The sequence below is a fragment of the Sulfurospirillum sp. MES genome (genome assembly GCF_000789415.1).
Lineage (GTDB): Bacteria > Campylobacterota > Campylobacteria > Campylobacterales > Sulfurospirillaceae > Sulfurospirillum > Sulfurospirillum cavolei.
In genome coordinates this window covers 319,718-344,334 of the sequence record NZ_JSEC01000001.1, presented here as the reverse complement: position 1 = coordinate 344,334, position 24,617 = coordinate 319,718, and the positions used below count along the sequence as shown (strand labels likewise).

The following is a 24,617-nucleotide window of genomic DNA, read 5'->3' as shown; positions in this document are numbered from 1 at the left end:
GCGGTTTATAATTGATGTTAATGCTTGCAAAACGCATTTTGTATGAAATCTATTTTTAGTATTCCTATTTGTACTACTTTTTTTACCATAGGAAAATCGGCCAAAAAAAACCGCCTGCCAAAAGCAGACGGTCACGACACCTTACTTCTTCTTGCCCAAATATGCTTCTTGAATGACTTCGGAATTGAGCAGCTCTTCACTGCTTCCCGTATGCGTAATCTTTCCTAATTCCAAAACATACCCTCGATCGGCAAGTTTAAGCGCGGCTTTGGCATTTTGCTCGACGAGCAAGACCGTCACGCCGCTTTTAGCAATCGCTTTAATCGCCTTGAAAATCACTTTGACCAAAACGGGAGCCAACCCTAAACTCGGTTCGTCCAAGATTAAAAGTTTGGGCTTGCTCATGATCGCCCGACCGATAGCAAGCATCTGTTGCTCGCCGCCGCTTAGCGTTCCGGCAAGCTGTTTGCGTCGTTCTTTCAAACGCGGCAAAATCTCGTAAATCCAATCCAAGGTCGCTTGATCGTATTTTTTCAACGTATAAGCACCCATCATCAAATTTTCTTCGACGCTGAGCGTACTAAAAACGCGCCTGCCCTCGGGCGAATGGCTCATACCCAACGCAACGATTTCGTGCGCTTGGAGTTTGCTCAGTTCCCTTCCGTCAAAAACGATGCTTCCCGAAGCGGCTTTAAGCAAGCCGCTGATCGTTCGGAGCGTGGTCGTTTTTCCGGCACCGTTCGCGCCTAAAATCGTTACGACTTCGCCTCGCGCGACGTGAAGATCGATACCTTTAATCGCGGCAATCGCACCGTAATTGACATGTAAGTCTTTCACTTCAAGAAGCATATCACGCATCTTCGTCCTCCTCGTCGCTTCCGATGTACGCTTCGACGACTTTCGGATCGGCTTGCACGAAAGAGGGGACGCCTTCGCTGATTTTCGCACCGAAGTTGATCACCGTGATGTACTCGCTAAGGCTCATCACCATCTCCATATCGTGCTCGATCATCATGATCGTCACGCCCATTGCCTGAATTTTACGTATCATCTCGGTCAACTCGATCGTCTCGTTTTCGTTGAGTCCGGCGGCGGGTTCGTCCAAAATCAGAAGTTCAGGCTCAGCCGCCAAAGCGCGCGCCATCTCGATACGTCGTTGAATACCGTACGACAAATCGCCCGCGGGCGTGGTCGCATAGAGCGATAGATTGAAAAACTCCATCAACTCGCCCACTTTCGTCCATTGGTATTTTTCGTCTTTAAAATACGCGGGTGTAGGAATGATGCCGTTGTACCAGCGTTGTTTGGATTTGATGTGGCGTCCGGACATAATATTCTCCGCAACGCTCATTTCGGAAAAGAGCCGAATCGTCTGAAACGTACGTAAAATGCCCAATCCCGCAATTTTATACGGACTGATGCCCTTAATGTCTTTGCCTTTCCATAAAATCTGTCCGATTTCGGGCGTATAAATACCCGTAATACAGTTAAACAACGTGGTTTTACCTGCTCCGTTGGGTCCGATAATGCCGTAAATCTGCCCTTTTTTCACTTTCATCGAAAGGTTGTCGATTGCCACGAGACCGGAAAAAAGTTTGCTGACGTTTTTAATTTCTAAAAGATACTCGCTCATTTCGCCCCCTTTTTAAGGAAGCTTGGAATATTGCCGAATTTCACCGGCCAAATACCTCGAGGTCTCAAAATCATCGTTAAAATCATCGCGACGCCGAACACCAAATAGCGTGCCGTTTCAAATTCCCTGAATACCTCGGGCAAAACAAACATCACGAACGTTCCGATTAAAACGCCGGGCAACGATGCCGAACCTCCGACCAATACGATCGTAAAAAACATAATCGACTGCGTCACGTTAAAGGCTTCGGGGCTAACCGCGGAATACTGCACGGAAAACATACTCCCCGCAGCCCCCGCAATGCCCGCACCCAAGATAAATGCGTACAATTTATAATAGCGCAAACTGATTCCCATACTTTGCGCCGCAATATCGTCTTTGTGAATGTAAAACATCGCGCGTCCGAACTTACTGCGATCCAGACTCCGCATAATAAACAGTGTGATACCGAGCAAAATAAACGCCATATAGTACATGTGAATTTGACTTGAAAAGTCGTAACCGAAAACGCGCACCACGTCGATTCCAAACAGTCCGTTTGGACCTCCGGTCAACCCGAAAACGTCGTTTTCCAAGATTTGAATAAAAATGATGTTAAATCCGATCGTCGCGACCAAAAGATAATCGCCTCTGAGATGAATAATCGGCGCAACCAAGGCAAACGCGCATGCCATCGGAATCACAACCGAGGGAATCCACGTCGCTAAAATCGCCCATCCGAACTGCACGTTCAAAATCGCGGTCGTATACGCACCCAAACCGAAAAACATGGCGTGTCCCATGTGAAAAACGCCCGCCCGTCCTAAGATAATATCTTGCGAAAATGCGACGCAGGCGAACACCAAAAAGGTCGTTCCGACGGCTAACCACGCCGAATCGACAAACAGCGGATACAAACCCGCGAACCCTAAAAGTAAAAGAGCGATCAGACTGGTTTTATTCATCATACTTTCTCCGCTACTTTTTCGCCGAGGATTCCGGTCGGTCTAAAAACCAAAATAACGATCAACAAAACAAAGGTAAACGTCTCCGCCCACTGTGTCGAGATGTAGCCGGTAATCATGGCGTTAAAGAGTCCCAACAAAAGACCTCCGAGCATAGCTCCGGGAATATTGCCGATGCCGCCCATAATCGCGGCGACAAACGCATTGAGTCCGTACATCCATCCCATATCGAAAGTAATGCCGCGATAATACGCTCCGATAAAAAGTCCCGCAACCGCACCGAGTGCCGAGCCGATGATGAAAATAATCATAACGATACGATTGACGTTAATTCCCATCAATTTAGCCGCGTCCTGATCGATAGCAACCGCACGAATCGCCGTTCCGATTTTAGTTTGATTGATAAAGAAGTACAGTCCGACCATTAAAACCGAGGAGAGGCTCAAAATCATCACCTGCGTAAACGTGATGACGATTCCGCCTATGCTCCAAAGCGTCGAGGGGAAAAAGTCGGTCGGGAAAATCTTCATATTAGGTCCCCAAATCAACATCACGGAATTTTGGATCACTAAACCCGCACCGAGCGCCGAAACGACGGCACTCAGCCTCGGAGCCGTTCGCAAAGGCCGATACGCCAAGCGTTCGAGTAAAACGCCTACGAACGCGACGACCAACGCGCTTAAAAGAAATACCGACACCACCGCTAAAAGCGACGTCGTTCCTTCCGAAAAGAGCGAACCGTAAACGCTCAAACCGACAAAAGCCGAAAAGGCGACGAGGTCTCCGTGAGCGAAGTTGATGAGACGCATCACCCCGTAAACCATCGTATACCCTAAAGCGACTAAAGCGTATAAGCTTCCGATCGTTAAACCGTTGACCATTTGTTGAAGAAAAATATCCATGGACGTTACTCTATCCTTTTCACAGTATGAAACTTCGTACAAAACACGCGTTTGCACGAAGCAAAAGTGCCGAAAATGCAAGGTTTAATCGAAAAAACCCTGCATCGGCGTGCTTGAAAAGCATGACGCGACAAGCCTGTTTTTACATGTTACCTTTTTATTGGTAAACGATTTTATAGCTTTTGTCCGCTTGAACTTCATAGGTCATATAACCGCCGCCGATACGCTCGCCGTCTTCTCTAAACGTCACAGGACCCGTGATGCCGGGGAAATCTTTGAGTTTATGCATTGCTTCGGCAACCACTTTGGTATCTTCGGATTTGGTTTGTTCCATCGCATGTAAAATCGCGCGCAAGCCGTCCACGTTCATCAAAGACCAAATCGAAGCGGGCATCGCGTTATACTTGGCTTTGTAATCGACTAAAAACGTTTTAGCGATGTCGTAAGGTAAAATGTCCGGAGTCGGCACGTTAATCATAAACGTTCCTTTCGCACTCTCTCCCGCTAGTTTCATAAAATCGGGGTTGTCGTTCGAGTCGCCGCCGACGAAATCGGCTTTAATACCGAGTTGTTGTTGTTGCGCCCTTAGCAATCCGCCGTCGGTATAGTAACCGCTAAAGTAGATGACGTCCGGTTCCATCGCTTTGATTTTGGTTAGCGTGGCGGTGAAATTTTGCGTGCCGGATTTGATTTTTCCTTCGTAAACGATGTTGGCGTTTTTCGCTTTTAACGCTTTAATCGTCGCATCGCCTAAGTCGGTCGAATAGCTTGAATAATCGGAGAGAACGACGATTTTTTTGTACTGTTTACCGTCAACGAAATATTTTGCCGTAAAATCGGCTTCCGCACTGTTGGGGAAGGAATTTCTAAAAAACGTCCAATATTTATGCGCGATCAACGAGTCGCTCGTACCGTCGCTGGTTTGAAGAACACCGGCTCTAAAATAGGTCGTTTGCGCCGCTTCGGTCGCTCCCGAAGTGTAAGAACCGATGACCGCTTTCACGCCTTCGTTGACCAATTTTTTAGCACAAATCGCCGCTTGTTGCGCCGTACCTTGATCGTCACATGTTACGACTTCGATTTTTTTACCGAGTATGCCGCCTTTGGCATTGTATTGCTCAACGATCAATTTAACGCCATTATCGATACTTTGTCCCTCGCTGGCGTACGATCCCGTAATCGGTGCTTGAACCCCGATTTTAATAACGTCTGCGGCAACGCTCGCACCGGCTAAAATAGAACAAACCGCTAGCGAAGCGGCAATTTTTGGTAACATTTTCTTCATCCCTTCTCCTTTTAAAAATTTTGAAACGACTTTTAAAGGCTTACATGTAAGCGTTCAAAACTCGTTTCTACTTCGGAAAAATGACGTAACAGCCCGCCGCCCACTCTCCGAGTTCTTCCACTTGCGTAATCGGCGTGGCGTAAAAATTTGACGAAAGTGAAGGAAAACGGTTGACGACTTCATCGAAACTGTGCACGATTTCGGGAATACGCTTGGCAAGTTTTTTACGCGCTTGCGTCGAAATATCCGCATAAAACGCAAAAATACCGTAATCAAGCAGCGATTCGTTTTTACTTTTGCGCTGAAGCATCTTGCACAAACGCTCGATTTCGAAAGTATACTCGGCTTTTGCGTTACACACGCCGTTTTTAAGCGTCATAATCACGCGTGAAATCGAATCGTTGTGGTTGTGGTGAACGAAACGTTCATCGAGCGTAATGCTAAACGCTCCTTGAGAAAGCGCGTTTTTTTCCATAAACGTTTTAAACGCTTTACGATTGGGAAGCGAACAGCGTAAAATATCCGAAACGCTCGCATCGATAAAGACTTCGGGGGCGTTTTCGATTAAGCCGAGTGCTTGTGCGACGTGAATACAGAGGATTTTTTGAGGACCGCTGGAGAGGCTCAAACGGTTATTCGTCCAAAATAAAAAATTTTTCTCCGCTTGCGTAATACCCTCTAAGACGGCTTGAACGACGCGCTCTTGGCTTGGAAAGTTACTCATAATAATTCTCCTCGACCTCTTGCACGATGCCGCTTTCGGTTAGAATATCTTCGATCAAGCGATTTTTGGAGATGTTGAGCGCATTGGCAAGTTTTCCCAAAGCATTGTCCAAATTGGCATCGATCTTAATCGTCAGTTGCGCAATTTCGCGTTTTTTGGTTTGATGCTTTTCGATCACGCTTTGAATGACGTCTCGTCCGAGCTTCTGTTTTGCCACGTGCGTCCTTTAGTAAAATTTTGGAATACTAAAAGTAGTACCTTTCAACCGACACGAAAATCTTAATATATTTTTGGAATATTGCGTCAATTTCGGATGATGAAATTTTATACATTATGTATGATTTGGTTGAATTTTAACGTCCAAAACGGCTATTTTAAGGCTATATTTAGAATAAACGAACCGACGAACGGTTTTTTTAAAGAGTTACCAAAGGTATCATTATGGCTTGAAAGATTATAATACGCTTATCTTTTTTGAGAAAGGACGTACATGTCAAAAGTCGTTTTAATTACGGGAGCAACTTCGGGGTTCGGCGAAGCAACCGCCGAAAAATTTGCCGTTTCGGGCTATAAAGTGATTATTACGGGACGTAGGCGTGAACGGTTAGATGCTTTCAAAGCCAAATTTCCCACATGCGACATTTTACCGATCTGCTTTGACGTCCGCGATAAACAAGCGGTTTTCGACGCCATCGCTTCCTTGCCCGAAGCGTATAAAAACATCGATATTCTCGTCAATAACGCAGGACTTGCCTTGGGACTCGGGCACGCGAACGAAGTCGATATCGAAGATTGGGAGACGATGGTCGATACGAATATCAAAGGGTTACTTTACGTGACACGTGCCGTTTTGCCGATTATGGTCGAGCGCAAAAGCGGTTACATCTTCAATCTCGGTTCCATCGCCGGAAACTGGCCGTATGAAGGCGGAAACGTTTACGGAGCGACCAAAGCGTTCGTAAAACAATTTTCACTCAACCTACGCACCGATCTTCGCGGCACCAACGTACGCGTGACCAATATCGAACCGGGATTTTCCGAAACGGAATTTTCCGACGTGCGATTCAAAGGCGACACAACCAAAGCCAAAAAAGTCTACGAAGGAACGAAAGCACTCGATAAGGAAGACATCGCCGATACGATCTTTACCTTGGCGCACTTGCCGCCGCACGTCAACGTCAACCGCATCGAAATTATGCCGACGATGCAAAGCTGCGGCGGACTTTTCGTCGAACGACGCTAATGGATATCGTGACATGTAAGCCTCAAAACCTTACATGTCATTCTTTGAGGAACCCATGAATCAACACCCGAACAACCCTTTACACGGCATCACCCTAGAAGCGATGCTTAAAGAGCTCCAATCGCACTACGGCTGGGAAAAACTGGATGAGATGATGCGCGTCAACTGTTTTCACGACAATCCAAGCATTGCTTCAAGCCTTAAATTTTTCCGTAAAACGCCGTGGGCAAGAGCTAAACTTGAAAAGCTCTACCTCGATTTTCGCAAAACTTCCCGGTAACACGATGTCGTATACGAAAGCATTTTGGATTACCTCTTTGGGTATGTTTTTGATGAGCTTTGAATCGCCGCTGATCAAAATGACGCACGTGAGCGCACAAAATTTCACGTTTTATTTCGGTCTTTGTATGTTTCTAAGCCTCAATACCGTTTTACTTTTTCAGTACAAAACGGCGATTTTTGCTCTGTATCGCCGACATGTCGTTTCGATTCTGGCGTGCGCGTTTTGCATCGCGCTTAGCAATTTTTTGTTTATCCTCGCCATCAAACATACCAGCGTCGCAAGTGCAGTTTTTATTTTGAGTACCGGTCCGTTGATCAGCGCGCTCTTTTCGTTTCTCTTGTTTCGCACTAAAACGCCGCTTCGTACGTTTGTTGCAATCTTTTTTGTCTTTGTCGGTCTGTTTATTATTCTGTTTAACGACTTGGGATTAGGCAATATGGAGGGAAATCTTTACGCTTTCGGATGCGTTTTTGCGTTTATTTCGATGCTGTTTATCTTGGAGAGGGACAAAGAGGTGAACCGCTTGGCGTGTTTTGGGACAGGCACGCTCATGGCGTCGTTTTTAGCACTCTTAAGCGCGCCTATCGTTCTGCCCGATACCTATTCGTTGAGCATTATCGTCTTTATGGGAGGCGTGCTAACACCTTTATCCCGCGCGTTTATCGGCACGGGAACGAAAGTGCTTCCGTCCGTGGAAGTAGCACTTTTAACGATTATCGAGCCGGTATTAGCCCCCGTTTGGGTGTGGTGTTTCATCGACGAAAAACCGCATCCCAATACGTTGATCGGAGGCGTGATTATTTTAATCACGCTCGTACTGCACTCGCTCAAAGCGCATCAAGACGCTATGCGTTTGCGTTCGAATTAGCGATGTTAATTTGTCCGTAGAGTGCGTTTAAGTCGCCCAAAACCCAGGCATCGACGATCTTTTCGTTTTCAAATTTAAAAAAGCACGCGCCCGAATACCGAATACGATTGCCCGTGGGTTCAAACCCGAAAAGCTTACCCGAGTGCGTTCCCGTATACACGAGTCTCACTGCGGCTTTATCGCCCTCAACGACGATGTCTTCGATGACATGGTACAAATTGGGAAATGCGCTAAAAAGCATTTTCGCATAATCGCAAAAACCGTTGATGCTATCCACACGCATCCCTAAAGAACCTCTAAAATTAAACGAAGGGTCGAAAAAGCGGTGCGCTTGATCGAGTTTTTTCTCGTTCCAGAGCACGTCGTAATACTCTTCAACCAACTGTCGTATCTGCTTTGCCATCTATTTCTTATCCTTTTCAAGCCCTTGTTTCGCAGGTGCTTTATGGGAAGCGGCAGAATTTTGGTCATACCAACTTTCGCTTGCATCGTACTCAAATTCGAAGACTTTATCCAAGCCTCGCTTTTCAAGTTCTTGGTCTATATTTTGCGGGGTAATCCCCTTTTTCTTGCATGCATCAAGAATCGCCTCAATATCTTCTTCGGGAATTCCGCTGTAACGCATTTCTAAAACTGCTTCGTTAGCCGTCATACTCTATTCTCGTCAAAACATTGAACTTATCGCTTAAGTTTCCAATTTGGTCTGAAAGCTCAAACACCGCCGTGTCATACAGGTACGAAATTATAATCATTTTTTTTCAAAAAATAGCTAAAATTCTTTTGAAAGGATTCGAACATGCTCAAAACGATTTTTCTTGTACTGTGCGCGGGACTTCATCTCTTCGCGCTGGAGAACTACACGCTTGATGCGCGGCAATTTTGGAAAGACAAAACCCTTTTTTTGGTTATTCGTCGTTTCGAGCAAAACGATCGCATACGTTACCTCACGCTCAATACCCAAACCCTACAAACACGGCTTATGAGCTTGGACGAAAGTATGCTAGAGCCGATTGCTCCTCGCGCTTTAGCCCAAACGCCTTTTGCACAAACCCTGAACGCCGCTACGGCACTTTGGCAAAAAGGCGGTATCGATCATGCGTCGAGGAGACTCGATGCAACGCTGTTTTTGACGATGGATTTATGCCCTTCGTCCAAAAAAGGCTACGAAAGCGAGTTTCTTCGTACGCTAACGCGGCAAAACGGCAAAACACCGATCGCCGTAGCGATCAGTTCGGCGTGGTTGGAGCATCACGAAGCGGAGTTTGAGGCACTGCGTAACAACCCAGATCTTAGCATCACGTGGGTTAATCACACGCATACGCATTTTTACGATCGAGCTTTACCGGATCGAAAAAACTTTATGCTGCATCAAGGTACCGACGTTCAAGCCGAGATTTTAAACGTCGAACAACGCGTGATCGAAAAAGGCGTAACGCCTTCGGTTTTTTTCCGTTTTCCCGGTCTCATTGCCGATGAACGCTTGATGCGGGCATTGCGTGAGCACTACTTTTTGATTCCGCTCTCCGCCGATGCGTGGATCGCGAAAAACCAACGCCCCGAAAACGGAAGTTTGATCTTGATTCACGGCAATAAAAACGAACCTTTGGGAATCGACATGTTAGAACACATGCTTCCCGATCTGCTGAAACGTTATCGCTTTCAAGCGATCGAAGAAGCGTTTGTGCCTTAATTATTCGTAGTATTCGCTGTCTTTGCGGTCGGTCACGAACATATGACCCGGCGCGTGCGTAATCGCAAACGGCAGTTTCATCTTCGTAATCACGTTTTGGGGCGTCACGCCGCAAGGCCAAAAAAGCGGAACTTCGCCCTCTTTAATCTCGATAGGATCGCCGTAATCGGGACGGGTAATATCGCCGATGCCGATACTTTCCGGCGTTCCCGAGTGAATGGGCGCACCGTGCATTTGCGGAAAATGCCCCGTCGCTTCATAGGCGTCGGCGACCTTTTCACGCTTGATCGGGCGCATGCTCACGACCATTTCTCCCTCAAACCCCTCAACCGGCGTCAGCCGAACGTTGGTGTTGTACATAGCAACGTTTTTTTGCATGTCGACGTGACGAAGCGGCATACCGTTTTCGATGAGCGCCGTCTCGAACGAAAAGCTGCATCCGATCAGAAAAAAAACCAGATCGGGCGTATAATAAGGCGTAATGTCCTTCACCGTTTCGACCAAAACGCCCTCACGTAAAATATTGTACTTGGGAATCTCGGTTAAAAGATCGGCACGGTCGGCTAAAATCTTGGTATGATGCCCTTCTTTGACGATCTCCAAAACGGGAATCGCTTTTGAGTTTGCCTTGGCAAACGCTTCAAAGCCTTCGGCGTACTGTCTCGGTAACGCCACCATATTCATCTGAATGTATCCCGGACATTCGCCCGCCGTAGGTCTTGAAAATTCGCCTTTTGCGATTTTGGCACGTAATTCTTTAGGAGTCATCGCTTTCCTTCTTTCCGACAAATTTGCCCTCAAACGCGCAATGCGTCAAAGGCTTTGCATCAAACTTCTCGTCAAACTCGTTTTTCACGAAGAAAAAGCACTCAAGGTGCATGGGCATCGCGCCAAGGACGACTCGGTGTTAACGAGGCTTTGACGTTTTGCCCTAAAGTTCTATAAGAACGCTATTGATTAATCGCATTGTACCCAATTTTTAGGTACAATTTTTCACGACAAGATTTTGAAAATAAAAAGGTTTTTATGAACGCATTTTCTTCGATTGAGGCGATTACGCTTCAACACTCCACTCGCCATATGGATAAGATTCAAGCGCAATTTCCCCAAGCACACACGCAAAAAGCCGTTGAAGCTTTTGTGAAACTCGATAAAGGGGTCGTTTTTATTTACACGGGATTTTACGTTGCGGGCTTCGCCGAAACGGACGGGCCCATAGGTGCTTATTTTCTCGCAAAGACGTTTCAGACGTTGGGTTTCACGCCCGTCATCATTACCGACCACTTTTGCGAAGACTACTTTTTTGAATTTAAAACGCTCTACATCCCTCTTGAGGGACTTTTTAAAGAGCAATACGAACTCTTGCTCAACACCTACAAACCCGTATGCCATTTTGCGATCGAACGTTGCGGACAAAACAAAGAGGGTCAGTACCTCAACGCGCGCGGCGTCGATATCAAGGAGTTTACCGCACCCGTAGACGAACTCTTCAAACTGGGCTCAAAAACCGCTCCTAGTTTCGGTATCGGCGACGGCGGTAACGAAATCGGTATGGGAAGCTTCGCCGAAGTGCTCCAAAACAAAGAATTTTTTTACGACTATTGCGTCATTGCTTGCGACTACCCGATGATTGCTTCGGTCTCCAACTGGGGCGGATACGGCTTTATCGCCGAGCTTGAAAAAGTCTTACATGTAAACGTTTTACCTAGCTTTGAAGAGGTTGAAAATTACCTTGCATTTATCGTTTCAAAAGGCTCGGTGGACGGCATCAAGCGTGAATCGACCATGTCCGTAGACGGTAAAGAATGGTCGATAGAACCCCAAATACTTCAAGCACTCAAAGAGTACGCTACGAAAGGATAAACGATGAAAGTCATCTGTCCCAACTGCTTGGCAACCAACAACGTTCCCAAACTCGAAGTCTATAAAAAAGCCAATTGCGGCAAATGCAAAGAGAGTTTGCTCGACCCTCATCCCATCGCCCTCTCAAGCGATACGATCGATGCGATTTTGGAAAGTACCGACGTACCCGTCATCGTCGACTTTTGGGCGCCGTGGTGCGGACCGTGCAAAGCCTTCGCCCCCACGTTCCAACAAGCCGCCCGCGCCTATCCGCTTCGCATTTTATTCGCCAAAGTCGACACCGAAGCCGAACAGTTCTTAGCTTCTCGCTTCAAAATCCGCTCGATTCCGACATTGATCGTTTTTAAAGACGGCGTGGAAGTTGAGCGCGTGAGCGGAGCCATGAGCGATGAAGATTTGGACGCTTTTGTGGAGAGGTTTTTGTAATTTACATGTAAGCCTAGTTGCTTACATGTAAGAATTACGGACAGACAAAAAGGCTATTCAAAATGTTGTGTTTAAAGGCTCTGCCAATTTTTTCTTGATCTCTGCAAGTTCTATTTTATATCCTAAACTTCAAAATTCGTTAAAAATCTCAAAACCTGCTCGTTCTTCACATTCTCTACTTTAGCGTGTGCGATGGCGTTTTCAAGCATAATCTTTTCTGTCGTAACAAGAAAAATTAACTCTTTTTGATATTCAGGTAATTTATGCGCGATTACTTCCCAAACGATCTCTTCATCAATACCGAAATAGCCATGATTGATTTGGTTACGAAAGTCGACGATGCGACGGTATTCACTTTTAAGAAGTCCTCTATTTAAGAGCATTTTGGTGGCTTCGCCGATGATCTCAAGCTCTCTAATGCACGCATCCCATGCCATTTCATGAGAGAGCAGTTCAGCTCCGTTTTGAATCTTACATGTAAAGCGGGAAATTTTGTCGATAGCAATGAAAATATCGACGATGTAAAGGCTTATATCGCGGTTAGACATAGAGTACTTCGTGGGCGATTTTCTCTTTGATGAGATTGCGAATGGACTTTTCAAGTCCCAAATCGACTTTCGCTCCCAACTCTTTTTCGAGAAGTTCTTTAAGCGCATAGTAGTTGTCAAAACTTGAGGGCATATCGACGATGATGTCGATGTCGCTTTGTGGGGTTTGTTGCTCTTTGGCGTAACTTCCAAAAAGCCCTATTTTTTTGACATTAAACTGCTCTTGTAAGAAAGGTTTGTGCGTTTTGAGATAGTCTAAAATCAACTCTTTGGTCATATGCCACTTCCTCTTTTTAGTGCTTCTATTGTATCAAAAAAAGAGTTTTTTGTGCATTATCTTTCATTCTGAAATATTTTCAACCCCTCAACTCCCACTTTGCTACCATACTCTCATAAATCAAAACTGAGGTGCGTCATGGTTCTTGGCAAGTGTCCGTATTGCGGGGGTACGGTAGTCTCTCTCAAAAGCTAACGATTCAAGGTCAAAAGGTCAACCTTTATGCGTGTGAGCATGCGAAAAAAGAGCGGGACATCAACGATGATTATGTGTTTAGCAGCGAGGCAACGTGTCGGTTTCGGGTCTACTCGAACACCTTTTTGCGCTGGAACAAACGCAGTTTGAGCGAGTATGAGATGAAACAGCTTTTAAAAGAGGGGCAAATTGCGGTGCGGTTGCACGGGCGAAAAGGCACGGGAGAGTATTTCAAATACGTCATCACCGATCCCGAATACGGCGTGAGTATTGTATGGGATAGCGAGGTCGCTTAGGGCTTACATGTCACGATTTTACGGGTTGATTTGAGGGGACGGCATATCGATGAAATAGCCTTGCGAATAGTCGATGCCGAGCTGTTTGACGGTGGAGAGAACCGTGCTAGAGTGCACAAACTCCGCGACCGTTTTAATGCCCATTTTTTTGGAAAACGCGACGATGGTTTCGACGACGATTTGGGCATTTTTGTCTTTGTCGATGTCTTTGATGAGGCTTCCGTCGATCTTGATAAAATCGGGATTGAGTTTGATGATGTACGAAAAGTTGGAAAACCCGCTTCCAAAATCGTCGATGGCGACTTTGGCACCGTAGCGTTTGATCTCGTTGAAAAAATGGACGACTTTATTATAATCGTTCACTCTTTCCGATTCTAAAAGTTCGAAGGTCAAACGCTCTCCCATACGAGAATCGTGAAGTTTTTGAATAATAAAATCGTAAATGTCTTGATTGACGATGTCTTCAAACGAGAGGTTAATGCTAAAGTCATAACTATTGTGCTCGAAAATCTCAAAGGTTTTTTCGATAATCGTCGTCGTAATTTTGTCGTAAACTTTGATCATTTTGGCAACGGGAATGAAGTTGTGCGGCGTGTGAATAATGCCCTCTTCATCAATCATACGCGAAAGCGACTCGAACTTGACCACGACGCCCGTTTCGTTGTCGATAATCGGCTGAAAATAAGGAACGATGCCCGAGCAATCAACGATGGCTTTGCGCACTTTGGTCGCGTATTTGAGGTTATTTTCATACTCTTGCGCAAACGGCATCGAGTCTTCGAAAATCCAGTATTTGAGTTGTTTCTTTTTCGCAAACTTTTGCGCCATGCTGACTTTGGAAAAAATATCGTCGTTGCTCTCGCTTGCGCTGGAAGATAAAGTCGAATCGACGTAAATTTCCGTTTGTGCGTACGCATACTTGATGTGCGTCAGTTTTTTACACAATTGGCTAACGTAGGCTTTCAGCGTGTAAAAATTCATTTTTTCCGAAAGCAAGATCGCAAATTCGTCTCCGGCGATGCGGTAAACGCGCGTATCGCCTAGCTCGCTTTTCAGTGTTTTTGCAAACGACTCCAAGATAAAATCGCCCACGACAAAACCGTAAAAATCGTTTAAAAGCTTGAAATTATCAATATTTGCGATGATTAGCGTAAAGCGCGTCGCCTCTTCAAGATCGTGTCGCAATTGGTACAAATTGGGAAGACGCGTCAAAGGGTCGATGTAAAATTGCTCGATAAGGCTCTGCTGCACAACGTGAAGCTCGCGACTGAGAAGTTTGACTTTGTCTTGCAACGCCGTTGCGCTCGATACGTCCCTATTCATCACATGACCTTATGGCATTTTTTGAGATTCGCTTATAATTGTACCGAAAAAGAGAGAAATTTAAAGCGTGTCGTTTTGCTATCGTATTTTACGAAAGGTTTTGCTAGAATCATTGCTAAAAACATCAAGGAAAAACTATGAAACGTTTATGTCTAATGATGACGGTTTTCTTCCTCTTTAACGCCTATGCCGCGCCTAGAACGAAAGAAGTCGAAGTGCCCAGAACGGCGTATCAAGATATTTATAAATATTACGTACTTGAAGAAAGCAAGAAAGCTACTAATTTTCAAGTGATTTATAAACGCGTGGGCGCAAGCTCGTTTGACTACGGTATCGTCGAGATCAATTGCGCGGGAAAAGTGATTCGTTTGCTCGGGAAAAGTGTCAAATCCGTACGCGACATCAATACCGACAATCCTTCTCCTTGGATCGCGCCTCCGCTTAGAACGATCGAATCGGATATGATCGCTTACGTTTGCCGTTAAGAGAGCAGTTGTTGTAAAAGCGGTTTCATTTGAGCGTAATCGTCACGTTTGCTAAACGCTTCCATCAGTTGCATTTTTGCCGCATACACTTGTGAATCGAAATAGGTCGTAGACGTACCAAAATCAAGTCCGCTTATGCCCAATGCATGCATGGCTTCCCAAACTTCAGGAGTACTGAAAGCCTGCGTCGTTTTTTCGACCGCAAGACGGCTTAGCCACGCGTTATCGCCTTTGTTCGCACCCGTCGAATCGTAGTGCAATAAAAAGTCTTCAAAGCTTGCATCTTCGCCTTTGACGGAAGTGTAAAGTGCATAACTTGCACCCGCGTACGGGTCAATCTCGAAAAGTCGGCTGTCCATGATGTGCTCCTTGTTCTTCGTTAAAAGCAAGCAAAAAACATACCTTTTCAAGCCTCAGGGAAACGACTCCCCGAGGCTTCGGATCTTATTCAAACGCCGGGAACGGCCCTACGACGCCGACCCACGACTCAATGTCTTGCGGCGAGCTTTTTTTATCTTTATCGCTCTCGCCGTAAGGATGTTGCACGACCGCGGTCAAATAAGCGTTACCGCCGATGTTAGGGTACCAAAACGGAGAGGTCGTTTCAGAACCGTAAGGGGTCGTGAAAATACGCGTCAACTTCTTCGTCTCAACGTTATACGCCCACATGTAATCGATTTGGCGTAGATTCGTATCTTCTCCGATAATGAGAAGGTTGGAGTTTTTGATAAACGTCAGATTGTCCGGCTCGGCAATCGCGTCGACGGAGCATTTGTTGCCCTCGTAATCGCTCCCCTTAGGATACGTCTTCATTTCGCCCATTACTTCGCCGACAAAAGTCGTCGCGACCATCGCACTCGCAAGCGGCGTACCGTTTACGTCTTTTTGTCCGGAGGCAATATCTAAACGGTAAACCCCGCCGCAGTCGTTACGCGGAAGTTTGATGTGATTTCCGCCGCCTTGGTCGTACTTATCGCTCGCTTCACCGCTTTTTTTGTAGTCTTCCATCCCGTAAAGTACGCGGCTAATCGCGATATAGAGCTGATTGGTTTTTGGATTGAACGTAATACCCTCTTTTTTATTGAACTCCGTCGTCGCACCGAGGTATGCCGCGTAACGTCGCGCTTCGAGGCGTGAAGCGGCTATTTCCATACCTTCTTTGAGTTTCAAACATTCAAAACCCCATGAAGTATTGACGGAACGAAAATCCGCCGGACATTTGCCGTTCATGTCTTTGGCGACTTCAAACATAGCGTCGATGGAGAGCTTTTTATCGACGTAACTTCTGATTTGGGCGTCGCTTGCATGTCCGAGATTGATCCACGTGAGGTTAAAAGCACCTCCGTTACGATCGCTTTTTTGTTCCAACTTTGCCGAATAAAGCGTTCCGGCACTAAGATCTTTGGGCTGATCGGCAATAAACATAAACAGTGCGCCGTTCACGCCGTCATCGGTTAGGTAGACGGTTTTTTCATCGGGCATAACGTAACCTAACTCATGCGCAAAGCGTCCCATCGCATAGTGCTTGACGTATTTCGTGTCGCCTTTGTCGCTGGTGATGGTCACTTCGGGCATCCAACCCCAGTAGTAAGGATTGAGTGCTTTTTCGCCTTCTTTAAAGTAGAGCGTGAAGTTAAAGTAGTATTCGTCTTTAGCTAAAGCTCTCGCGTTAGGTTCATACTCTTCGCTACCGAGATGGCTTCCCCACGGCGTTTTCATACCTGCACAGTGAACCCAACCGCCGTAATAATCTGCTTGGGAAATAGGGCTGGTTGCAACGGCTTTTAACCCACCGTCAGCCGTTTTTTCGAGTCTGGAAATGTACATCGCGCCCGGTCCGCATTCAAATTGGGTAATCGCGTACAATTGTCCGTTGCGTTCATGCAAGGTCGTATGATCGGGGCCTGAACCGTCTTTACTCGTTTTACAGACAAAAGGACTTCCATCTTTGTGGTTGATCGGCACGCCCGCTTCATTTTTGATTTGACCGAAAATCTCGGTTGTTTTGCCGTCTAAACTCGGTAAAACTTGACCTGTTCGAGCAATCGTATGCCAACCGATTTTATAACTTTTGCCGTTAATCGTCACCTCTTCGGAGGTTAGGATTTGCCTTTTTTGCGCATCGCTAATCGGTGCGTCGACGGATTTGAACGCAACATCGTTCAAGGATTGCGACGAGACGGAGGGTTGAGTCGTGCTACAGGCCGTGAAAACCAAGCCGAGCAACGCCGCACCGGTAACGCTTTTTAAAACGGTGTAAGCCATAGTTTTTTCCTTTCAATCGTAATTAAAGTCTACTGCGTAATCTTAAAATCAATTCATTACGGCTCTATTACAAACGTGTGACATTTTACAGTCTCAAAGACGTAATCAAATCGAAACCCTTGCACTTTATAATGAAGCCATCCCAACACAAGAGCGACACGATGCTAAAACCATCTCTTTTTTTAAGCACTTTTTGCGCACTTCTACTGACTGCCGACGAGGTCGATCTAAAAAACACGCACCTTGTCAACGAAACGGCGTATATTACGAGCCAGTGTTACACGAAAACCGAGGACGAACACACTAAAAACATTCTGCACAACCCCTGTTTTAGCTGCCATATTAAAAATAAAATTCCCAATTACACGCTTTACGACGACGATTTGCAACTGGCTTACGACTTTCCCTCTTCCGCACTGAAAAACCCGTGGACCAATCTCTTTTTAGACCGAAGCGAGGCGGTGCATAACATCACCGATGCGGAAATCTTGCGCTACGTCAGGGAGGACAACTACCGAAGAAACGGTCAAATCATTTTGCAAGAAAAGCTCACGCATCTCCCTTCGGCTTGGGACGCCGACGATAACGGCGTTTGGGACGGGTATATTCCCGATTGTTATTTTACGTTCGATCGCGAAGGTTTCGATAAAGATCCAAGCGGTGCGTACACGGGTTGGAGGGCTTTTGCCTATTACCCTTTTTTAGGAACGTTTTGGCCTACAAACGGTAGTACCGACGACGTAATGATTCGTCTCGATTCGCCTTTTCGGCAAGACGAAAACGGAAGGTTTAATAAAGAAGTTTACACGCTCAATCTTTTGATCGTCGAAGCGTTAATCAAACAAAAAAGCCTTGCAATCGACCCCGTAGACGAAAGACGTTACGGCGTCGATTTGAACCAAAACGGCATTCTCGATACCGCACGTGAAATCGTCTTTCATTGGGAACAACCGATGTACGACGCTACCGCGATGAAACTCTCAAACTTCAGCATGAGTTACGTCGGAAAAGCCAAAGCCCTATTGGAGTCCAACGACTACCTCATCGCGCCGGGGCTTTACCCGAAAAACACGGAATTTCTCCACTCCGTTCGCTATATCGACGTCAATCCCAAAGGCGATATCGTCTTAGCTCCCCGCATGAAAGAGCTTCGCTACGCCAAAAAACTCTTTTGGTATCCTTATTTTCAGCTCTCAAACGCCGGAATGGAAGAGGTCAAAGAGAAAGAAAGCTCCCCCGATAACGTCGACAAATACGTCGGGAACATCGAAACGGGTCTGAACAATAAACTCGGTTGGTACTATCAAGGTTTCATCGAAGATGCCCGAGGCGAACTACGCCCGCAAAGTTATGAAGAGACGCTTTTTTGCATGGGATGCCATAGCAATATCGGAGCGATTGCCGATAGTACCTTTGTGTTTCAACGAAAATTCGAAAAAGGAACGTATCAAAACGGGTGGTACCATTGGAGCCAAAAAGGATTTAAAAATATTCGCGATCGAATACTACCTAACGGCGAAAGCGAGTACGTCCGCTACCTCAAAAACAACAACGCCGGCGACGAATTTAGAGACAATCGTGAGATTATGGAGAAGTTTTTCGTTCAAGGATGGGAAAAAGACGAAGCGAACGTTCAAAAAGAGTTGCTGGCCAAACTCGAAAACCAAGACGTGCGCCTAGACGCATTTTGGAAGCTCAAAAAAGAGGCGATCAAACGCCTGCAAAACGATATATCGTACCTACTTTTACCCTCTCTCCCTCGTGCGCTAACGCTCGATAAAGCTTACAAAATCATTGTCGAAGAGCAAAGTTTTCGCTACGGTCGAGACGCACATGTCACACCCGTAACCAACGTGCATCGGGAAGTAAAATCCAAACAAATGACGCACCTTGAAAAAATAGAACACTAAAGGTTATTTTTGATTAAACGTCAAATAAAATCTTTTCATTGATAAAAATCGGTTATAATCTAAACACCACCACTTTAAAGGAGACATCATGGCAAAGAAGATTTTGTTTATCGTCGGAGATTTCGTAGAGGATTACGAGATTATGGTGCCTTTCCAAGCGCTTGCGGCCGTAGGTCATCACGTTACCGCCGTTTGCCCTAACAAAAAAGCGGGCGAATTCGTACGTACCGCCGTGCATGATTTTGAGGGAGACCAAACCTACAGCGAAAAACCCGGTCACAACTTTACGCTCAACGGTACGTTTGATGCGATCCATGCCGCCGATTTTGACGCTTTGGTCATTCCGGGAGGCAGAGCACCCGAATACTTAAGGCTCGATCCAAAAGTCTTAGAGTGCGTACGTCACTTCGCAACCGCCCATAAACCCATCGCCGCGATCTGCCACGGTGCGCAACTCTTAGCCGCCGCCGACGTTTTGGGCGGAAAAAGCTGCTCGGCGTATCCCGCATGCGCTCCCGAAGTCACCAAAGCGGGCGGAACATACGCGTCTATCGAAGTAACCGAAGCCGCGGTCGACGGCAATCTCGTCACAGCACCCGCTTGGCCCGCCCATCCGCAATGGATCGCCAAATTTTTAGAGGTTTTAGGTACAAAAATCACCTTGTAATCTTTACATGTAAGAAAAGAGAAGAGCGTCTCTTTTCTTACACAACGACGTTGAAACGTCTTGAAAGTAACGATAAAAGGAGAAAACCGGTATGTTACGTATAGGTATTTATATCTTCGATCAGGTTGAAGTGCTTGATTTTGCCGGACCGTTTGAGGTTTTTACGACGGCGACGCGAGTGTTTTTAAAGCATGCAAAAGGTACAAACGCTCCTTTTGAAGTCGTCACGATCGCACGTACGAAAGCGGCGATTCGCGCACGCGCGGGATTGGTTATTGCTCCCGATTTTACGATCGATAACCATCCTAAACTCGATGCGCTCTTGATTCCCGGCGGCGTCGTGGACGAAGAACTCAAAAGCCAAGCGTTGTGCGAGTGGATTCAAACCGTCGTACCGACGACGAAACTCAGTGCTTCCGTTTGCACGGGTGCTTTTTTATTGGCACGAGCGGGATTGCTTGAAGGGAAAAAAGCGACCACGCATTGGGAAGACATCGATGATTTAAAAGCGATGTTTCCCAACACGAACGTCGTCGAAAATGTCCGATGGGTCGATGAAGGGCATATCGTCACATCTGCGGGTATCTCGGCGGGCATCGATATGAGCTTGCATTTGGTGCGTCGCCTTGTCGATAACGATTTAGCCGAAAAAACGGCACGCCAATTGGAATTCGACTGGACGCAAAACGGATAACAGCACTAAATCGTACCATTTATGGTATGATTATGCCGTCTAATCATACCAATTTGGAACATACCCATGAAACGATGGATCTGGCAATACGAAAACTATCCACACTTTACCTATCAATTTGAAAAGCTAGAATATTTACTTCAAAAAATTGCCATGGAGCAAGGCTATCTACTAGCACTTTCGCAAACACTCAGCCAAGATACTATTCTTCAACGGCAATGTGATGCCTTGCTCAATGAAACATTGAGTACTGCTGCCATTGAAGGAGAGATACTCAATAGAGATAGCGTTAAAGCATCCATCGCTAAAAAATTTGGATTGAGAGAGATTGACGATAAAAAAATTGTTGATTCAACAGATAACTTAGTTTCAATCCTCATTGATGCCAATACCAACTATGATAAAGCCTTAACCTTAGAGAGACTCTTTGGATGGCACAATGCACTCTTTCCTAAAGGGTACAGTGGCTTACGTAAAATCAATACGGCTTCTTTTAGAGGTGAAGAGACGATGCAAATCGTTGGTGGCTCAATGGGCAAAGAAATTGTCTATTATGAAGCACCGCCTCGTGATAGACTAGAACAAGAGATGCAACGTTTCTTAGAATGGTTTAATAGCGAAAAACCAACGTTGATTAAAGCCTGTATTGCCCATCTTTGGTTTGTTATTATTCACCCTTTTGACGATGGTAATGGACGAATCACACGAGCTATCACCGATTTAGTGCTCTCCAATATTGAAAACTCTAAAATCTCAAGACTCTACTCGATGTCAAGTACGATTAATGATAATAGAAAGGCATACTATACAGCCCTTGAAAATACAACAGGATATGTTCAAAAAGATGGCGATGTTTTAGACATCACACTGTGGTGTGAGTGGTTTTTAACGACACTTTATCAAGCCCTATTGGATGCAAAGAGTAAACTAAGTCACATTGTCTTTAAAACACAGTTTTGGGATAAACATAGATATCAACCACTTAATGCTAGGCAAATTAAGGTGCTCAACTTTATTTTAGATATAGGAATAGAGAATTTCAAAGGGCATTTGAGTAAGAAAAAGTACATGAGTATTGCCGATACTGCTTCAACAACAGCATCAAGGGATATTGCAGAATTGTTAGAGTTTGGGTGTATTGAGCAGATTGAAGGAACGGCTGGGCGAAATGTGAGTTATAGGATCATTTGTAAGTAAAGAGTGGCGTTTCTTCGGATTCATTGCTTGTCAAATAATTTTGTAAGATAATCTCGAATTTTGTTTGCCACTCTACGGGAATTAAAATTTTAGTACGTATGGTATTTTACACGCGAGTTTTAGGTAAAGGAGAGATCACTTTTAGCGTTGAAATTTGCTCACGGCAAAATCAATCTTCATCAAATCGGACATGAGTTTGAGCCCAAAGCCGCACACAAGCGATCTTTGTTTTATCACCCAAAAAACCGTCGACGAAGTTTTAACTCACCTCAAAACGTGCAATGTCGTGTGCATCGAAGGACCCGTCAAACGAACGGGCACAAGAGCAAAACTCCTCTCCGTCTATTTTCGCGACCCCGACGGCAATCTGATCGAAGTTGCGAATGAGGTAAGATAAGGCATTGAAAATCTTTCAAAAAGCTAACTCATCCCTTCTTAAAACTATTGAAAAGTAAAGGGTATTTCAGGCATAATTTTATGTTAAATTTAGAACTCTAGGAAGTGTAAATTGAGTATAGTTGCGATCGATTTGTTTTGCGGAGTCGGCGGGTTGACTTGCGGACTTTTAGAAGCCGGTATCGACGTAATTTGTGGATTTGATATAGAGCCGGCAGCCAAAAATGCATACGAAAGAAATAATAAACGTCCTAACGGCGAGAATCCAAAATATTGTTTAAAAAGTGTTACGGAGCTCACAAAAGAAGACGTTTACGATATTGTCGGAACGAAAACGCAAAGAAGAAAAGAAAAGAAAAAATTTCTATTGGCCGGTTGCGCACCGTGTCAACCTTTTTCGTTAAAAAATAAAAATAGAGGCAATAAAAGCGACGAACGACGAACGCTTATTACATATTTTGCTAATCTCGTAAGAGATACGGATCCCGATTTTGTTTTCATGGAAAACGTTGCCGGATTAGAAAGATTTGAGCCCGATAATTTTAAATATTTCACGGATATTTTAGATCAAAAAGGTTATAGCTGGGATAAGCGTATCGTTAACGCATTAAATTACGGAGTAGCACAAAATAGAAAACGCTTTGTTTTACTTGCGTCTAAATGCGGTCAAGTCGAGATACCGAAAGGTGAATACGACGGTATCGAAAAACCTTATGAAACGGTTGAAAACGTTATAAAAAAGCTTGCACCCATAGAAGCCGGACAAACGCACTCGAAAATTCCAAATCATCGCTGTGCCAATTTAGCACCTATCAATAAAGAGCGTCTCAAATATAAAAATCGTTTAGATTGGCCGGAACATTTATGGTTAAAATGTCATAGAAACTTTAAAGGGCATACGGACGTCTACGGTCGAATGGATTGGAAAAAACCGGCACCGACGTTAACAACTAAATTTTTTAGCATTTCTACCGGTCGTTACGGCCATCCGGAACAAAATAGAGCTATTTCTTTACGCGAAGGCGCTTTGCTTCAATCTTTTCCTAAACATTATGTATTTGATGATGCACGAATCGAAAAAGCGGCACGACAAATCGGTAATGCCGTTCCGCCTAAAATGGCGGAAGCTTTCGGGAAGTATTTTCAAGCCCTTTCTTAGTATTTTATATTGTTAATAAAACTCACACCTAAACGTGAAATATGGGAAGAGTATTTTTGTAGAATATCAGCAAACAGACCATCATTTGCTCTGCCGATAAAATTTGTTCGAGAATCAGCAATACTTCCCATATACATCGTATTGAAGTCTAAAATAAAATAATAAGCTTGTCCATTATAAAAAATTGGGTGCAAAAAATTATAATACTTCGCTCCTTTTTTATTTTTTGCAATAGCAATATCACAAAACACGCCTTCCAAAAATTTTGGCTGAGTGCATCGACCCTGCGCAAAATCGCACGGGGGTGTTATCTCCAATAATACTTTTATTTGCCCATCAAATTCCGATTCTAAACAACTGCTGAACCCTTCAGGTACTTTATACACATTACCTGGCATAAAAAGATCTCGTGCGTACTCAGCGTTAAAATCAAATGCATAAATAGCATTTAACTGCCCAATTGTTTTTAATAATGAAGTATTATTAAGTATTTCTCCTTTTACATTGACACTTACTGCAACATCTGCATCCAATATAGTTTTAACAGTAAAACTGTCGCTGTAATCTTGTAAAACTTGGCAATCTTGAATCGAATCAGTTTTTTCTTTAATTACATCTTCAAGCATCCCTGCCATAGCTCTAAAAGAATGATTGGCAAGTTTAGTAGTATTATCTTCTTCATAACCGATATGTACTTTAGATAGATGATAAAGAAGAAAAGCTAAAATTGAATCTCTATCGGAATATCTATAATCAGCCAATATACGATTGATTTTCCCAAAAGTATCATAAACGGCATCTTTCATCAGATATGACCATCGAAAATAATACATTGCACTCTTACTCGTTTTTAACGAATTTTTAAAATGATCAAAAAACTCACTCCATTCATAAGTGCCGTCAATATATTTTAATTTATCTACTATTGATACATAATATAGAGGCGGATTTGCTAAACTTTTATCTGCTATGTCTGAGTCAATTCTAATCTTTATTTCATCGAATAATTTTTTACCTGCATCTTCATCAAAATGATCTTCACTGTGTTTACTCCAAAAGGCAATACCGTAAACCTTAAGATTGCTCGTTACTTTAGAGAGTACGTTTCTTATTGTGGCAATATTGTCTTTATGTTTGGCACCTTCAATGAGCTCAAAGTCAAGAATTATTAGCGTATTACCGCATTTAACTTCAACAGATTCAATTTCTGTGGGATTGATATATTTTGTTTGAATACTTTTGCTTGAAAGTTCCTCAATTAAGTTTTCAACTTCTTCATTCTTATCATCAACCACCAAAACAGAATCAATCGCGGAAGCTATATTAAAACTCATTTATCGCCCT

The 24,617-nt window shown here is 44.6% G+C and carries 30 protein-coding genes; 14 read left to right on the top strand and 16 right to left on the bottom strand.

All coding sequences use genetic code 11. The features are described 5' to 3' along the window. Positions 1-141: 141 nt before the first annotated feature. The 7 genes from OA34_RS01790 to OA34_RS01760 all read right to left on the bottom strand — a co-directional run bounded on the left by OA34_RS01790 (position 142) and on the right by OA34_RS01760 (position 5,705). Positions 142-858: an ABC transporter ATP-binding protein gene (locus OA34_RS01790; protein WP_039672116.1), complete on the bottom strand. Its 717-nt coding sequence runs from the start codon at positions 856-858 to the stop codon at positions 142-144. After that, a complete protein-coding gene (locus OA34_RS01785; protein ID WP_039672115.1) occupies positions 851-1,633 on the bottom strand; it encodes an ABC transporter ATP-binding protein in 783 nt (260 codons plus the stop codon). The genes OA34_RS01790 and OA34_RS01785 overlap by 8 nt, the downstream gene beginning before the upstream one ends. Next, positions 1,630-2,580, bottom strand: a complete 951-nt coding sequence (locus OA34_RS01780) for a branched-chain amino acid ABC transporter permease (RefSeq protein WP_039672114.1) — start codon at positions 2,578-2,580, stop codon at positions 1,630-1,632. The genes OA34_RS01785 and OA34_RS01780 overlap by 4 nt, the downstream gene beginning before the upstream one ends. Continuing rightward, positions 2,577-3,479, bottom strand: coding sequence for a branched-chain amino acid ABC transporter permease (locus tag OA34_RS01775; RefSeq protein ID WP_039672113.1), 903 nt, complete (start codon positions 3,477-3,479; stop codon positions 2,577-2,579). The genes OA34_RS01780 and OA34_RS01775 overlap by 4 nt, the downstream gene beginning before the upstream one ends. Positions 3,480-3,636: 157 nt before the next feature. Next, entirely contained in the window at positions 3,637-4,764 is a 1,128-nt protein-coding gene (locus OA34_RS01770; protein ID WP_039672112.1) for a branched-chain amino acid ABC transporter substrate-binding protein, read from the bottom strand. Between the two features lie 67 nt (positions 4,765-4,831). After that, the gene (locus tag OA34_RS01765) at positions 4,832-5,488 is read right to left on the bottom strand and encodes a hypothetical protein (protein ID WP_039672111.1); all 657 of its coding nucleotides are present in this window, start codon (positions 5,486-5,488) and stop codon (positions 4,832-4,834) included. Beyond that, entirely contained in the window at positions 5,481-5,705 is a 225-nt protein-coding gene (locus tag OA34_RS01760) for a hypothetical protein (protein ID WP_039672110.1), read from the bottom strand. The genes OA34_RS01765 and OA34_RS01760 overlap by 8 nt, the downstream gene beginning before the upstream one ends. A gap of 273 nt (positions 5,706-5,978) precedes the next feature. Between OA34_RS01760 and OA34_RS01755 the strand changes: the two genes are divergently transcribed. From OA34_RS01755 to OA34_RS01745, 3 genes are read left to right on the top strand one after another with little or no spacing between them, the layout of a single operon-like run. After that, positions 5,979-6,731 (top strand): SDR family oxidoreductase, encoded by a 753-nt coding sequence (locus OA34_RS01755; protein WP_039672109.1) that lies wholly within the window; start codon positions 5,979-5,981, stop codon positions 6,729-6,731. A gap of 55 nt (positions 6,732-6,786) precedes the next feature. After that, the gene (locus OA34_RS01750) at positions 6,787-7,011 is read left to right on the top strand and encodes a VF530 family protein (protein WP_039672108.1); all 225 of its coding nucleotides are present in this window, start codon (positions 6,787-6,789) and stop codon (positions 7,009-7,011) included. After that, complete coding sequence (locus tag OA34_RS01745; RefSeq protein WP_286682799.1) at positions 6,971-7,882, top strand: DMT family transporter; 912 nt, start codon at positions 6,971-6,973, stop codon at positions 7,880-7,882. The genes OA34_RS01750 and OA34_RS01745 overlap by 41 nt, the downstream gene beginning before the upstream one ends. Here OA34_RS01745 and OA34_RS01740 read toward each other — a convergent pair. Both OA34_RS01740 and OA34_RS01735 read right to left on the bottom strand, forming a co-directional pair. Further along, positions 7,860-8,285 (bottom strand): ester cyclase, encoded by a 426-nt coding sequence (locus OA34_RS01740; RefSeq protein ID WP_039672107.1) that lies wholly within the window; start codon positions 8,283-8,285, stop codon positions 7,860-7,862. The two genes, OA34_RS01745 and OA34_RS01740, sit on opposite strands and share 23 nt — an antisense overlap. Then, positions 8,286-8,534, bottom strand: coding sequence for a hypothetical protein (locus OA34_RS01735; protein ID WP_039672106.1), 249 nt, complete (start codon positions 8,532-8,534; stop codon positions 8,286-8,288). A gap of 144 nt (positions 8,535-8,678) precedes the next feature. Here OA34_RS01735 and OA34_RS01730 point away from each other — a divergent pair, with 144 nt between their 5' ends. Beyond that, entirely contained in the window at positions 8,679-9,572 is an 894-nt protein-coding gene (locus OA34_RS01730) for a polysaccharide deacetylase family protein (RefSeq protein ID WP_286682798.1), read from the top strand. On the opposite strand, the gene OA34_RS01725 is transcribed toward OA34_RS01730, so the two are convergent. Continuing rightward, a complete protein-coding gene (locus OA34_RS01725; RefSeq protein WP_286682797.1) occupies positions 9,573-10,361 on the bottom strand; it encodes a putative hydro-lyase in 789 nt (262 codons plus the stop codon). It abuts the gene before it with no gap. A 237-nt stretch (positions 10,362-10,598) separates the two neighbouring features. On the opposite strand from OA34_RS01725, the gene OA34_RS01720 reads away from it, so the two are divergent. Beyond that, on the top strand, positions 10,599-11,435 hold the full coding sequence (locus tag OA34_RS01720) for a DUF4392 domain-containing protein (protein WP_039672104.1): 837 nt from the start codon (positions 10,599-10,601) through the stop codon (positions 11,433-11,435). A gap of 3 nt (positions 11,436-11,438) precedes the next feature. Then, positions 11,439-11,861, top strand: coding sequence for a thioredoxin TrxC (trxC, locus tag OA34_RS01715; protein WP_039672103.1), 423 nt, complete (start codon positions 11,439-11,441; stop codon positions 11,859-11,861). 122 nt (positions 11,862-11,983) lie between these two features. Here trxC and OA34_RS01710 read toward each other — a convergent pair whose 3' ends face one another. Together OA34_RS01710 and OA34_RS01705 are read right to left on the bottom strand one after the other, a co-directional pair. Continuing rightward, positions 11,984-12,409 carry a HepT-like ribonuclease domain-containing protein gene (locus OA34_RS01710; RefSeq protein WP_286682796.1) on the bottom strand — a complete coding sequence of 142 codons (426 nt, stop codon included), beginning with the start codon at positions 12,407-12,409 and terminating at the stop codon, positions 11,984-11,986. Continuing rightward, positions 12,402-12,686: a nucleotidyltransferase family protein gene (locus tag OA34_RS01705; protein WP_039672102.1), complete on the bottom strand. Its 285-nt coding sequence runs from the start codon at positions 12,684-12,686 to the stop codon at positions 12,402-12,404. The genes OA34_RS01710 and OA34_RS01705 overlap by 8 nt, the downstream gene beginning before the upstream one ends. Positions 12,687-12,847: 161 nt before the next feature. Here OA34_RS01705 and OA34_RS01700 point away from each other — a divergent pair, with 161 nt between their 5' ends. After that, entirely contained in the window at positions 12,848-13,177 is a 330-nt protein-coding gene (locus OA34_RS01700) for a hypothetical protein (protein WP_286682795.1), read from the top strand. 18 nt (positions 13,178-13,195) lie between these two features. Here the strand turns inward: OA34_RS01700 and OA34_RS01695 are convergent, their stop codons facing one another. After that, the gene (locus tag OA34_RS01695) at positions 13,196-14,500 is read right to left on the bottom strand and encodes an EAL domain-containing protein (protein WP_039672101.1); all 1,305 of its coding nucleotides are present in this window, start codon (positions 14,498-14,500) and stop codon (positions 13,196-13,198) included. Between the two features lie 137 nt (positions 14,501-14,637). On the opposite strand from OA34_RS01695, the gene OA34_RS01690 reads away from it, so the two are divergent. Continuing rightward, complete coding sequence (locus tag OA34_RS01690) at positions 14,638-14,985, top strand: hypothetical protein (RefSeq protein ID WP_039672100.1); 348 nt, start codon at positions 14,638-14,640, stop codon at positions 14,983-14,985. Here OA34_RS01690 and OA34_RS01685 read toward each other — a convergent pair. Continuing rightward, positions 14,982-15,344 carry a hypothetical protein gene (locus OA34_RS01685; RefSeq protein WP_039672098.1) on the bottom strand — a complete coding sequence of 121 codons (363 nt, stop codon included), beginning with the start codon at positions 15,342-15,344 and terminating at the stop codon, positions 14,982-14,984. The genes OA34_RS01690 and OA34_RS01685 overlap by 4 nt on opposite strands. 85 nt (positions 15,345-15,429) lie before the next feature. Continuing rightward, positions 15,430-17,250, bottom strand: a complete 1,821-nt coding sequence (locus tag OA34_RS01680; protein ID WP_039672097.1) for a PhoX family protein — start codon at positions 17,248-17,250, stop codon at positions 15,430-15,432. 161 nt (positions 17,251-17,411) lie between these two features. On the opposite strand from OA34_RS01680, the gene OA34_RS01675 reads away from it, so the two are divergent. From OA34_RS01675 to OA34_RS01650, 6 genes are all read left to right on the top strand, one after another. After that, on the top strand, positions 17,412-19,160 hold the full coding sequence (locus OA34_RS01675; RefSeq protein ID WP_039672096.1) for an Aq_1262 family (lipo)protein: 1,749 nt from the start codon (positions 17,412-17,414) through the stop codon (positions 19,158-19,160). An 88-nt stretch (positions 19,161-19,248) separates the two neighbouring features. After that, the gene (locus OA34_RS01670; RefSeq protein ID WP_197051118.1) at positions 19,249-19,827 is read left to right on the top strand and encodes a DJ-1/PfpI family protein; all 579 of its coding nucleotides are present in this window, start codon (positions 19,249-19,251) and stop codon (positions 19,825-19,827) included. A gap of 91 nt (positions 19,828-19,918) precedes the next feature. Then, complete coding sequence (locus OA34_RS01665; protein WP_039672093.1) at positions 19,919-20,521, top strand: DJ-1/PfpI family protein; 603 nt, start codon at positions 19,919-19,921, stop codon at positions 20,519-20,521. Between the two features lie 66 nt (positions 20,522-20,587). Further along, on the top strand, positions 20,588-21,718 hold the full coding sequence (locus tag OA34_RS01660; protein WP_039672092.1) for a Fic family protein: 1,131 nt from the start codon (positions 20,588-20,590) through the stop codon (positions 21,716-21,718). A 196-nt stretch (positions 21,719-21,914) separates the two neighbouring features. Beyond that, positions 21,915-22,115, top strand: a complete 201-nt coding sequence (locus OA34_RS01655; protein ID WP_286682794.1) for a VOC family protein — start codon at positions 21,915-21,917, stop codon at positions 22,113-22,115. A 111-nt stretch (positions 22,116-22,226) separates the two neighbouring features. Next, complete coding sequence (locus OA34_RS01650; protein ID WP_286682793.1) at positions 22,227-23,273, top strand: DNA cytosine methyltransferase; 1,047 nt, start codon at positions 22,227-22,229, stop codon at positions 23,271-23,273. Here OA34_RS01650 and OA34_RS01645 read toward each other — a convergent pair. Further along, complete coding sequence (locus OA34_RS01645; RefSeq protein ID WP_039672091.1) at positions 23,270-24,607, bottom strand: hypothetical protein; 1,338 nt, start codon at positions 24,605-24,607, stop codon at positions 23,270-23,272. The genes OA34_RS01650 and OA34_RS01645 overlap by 4 nt on opposite strands. Positions 24,608-24,617: the final 10 nt, after the last annotated feature.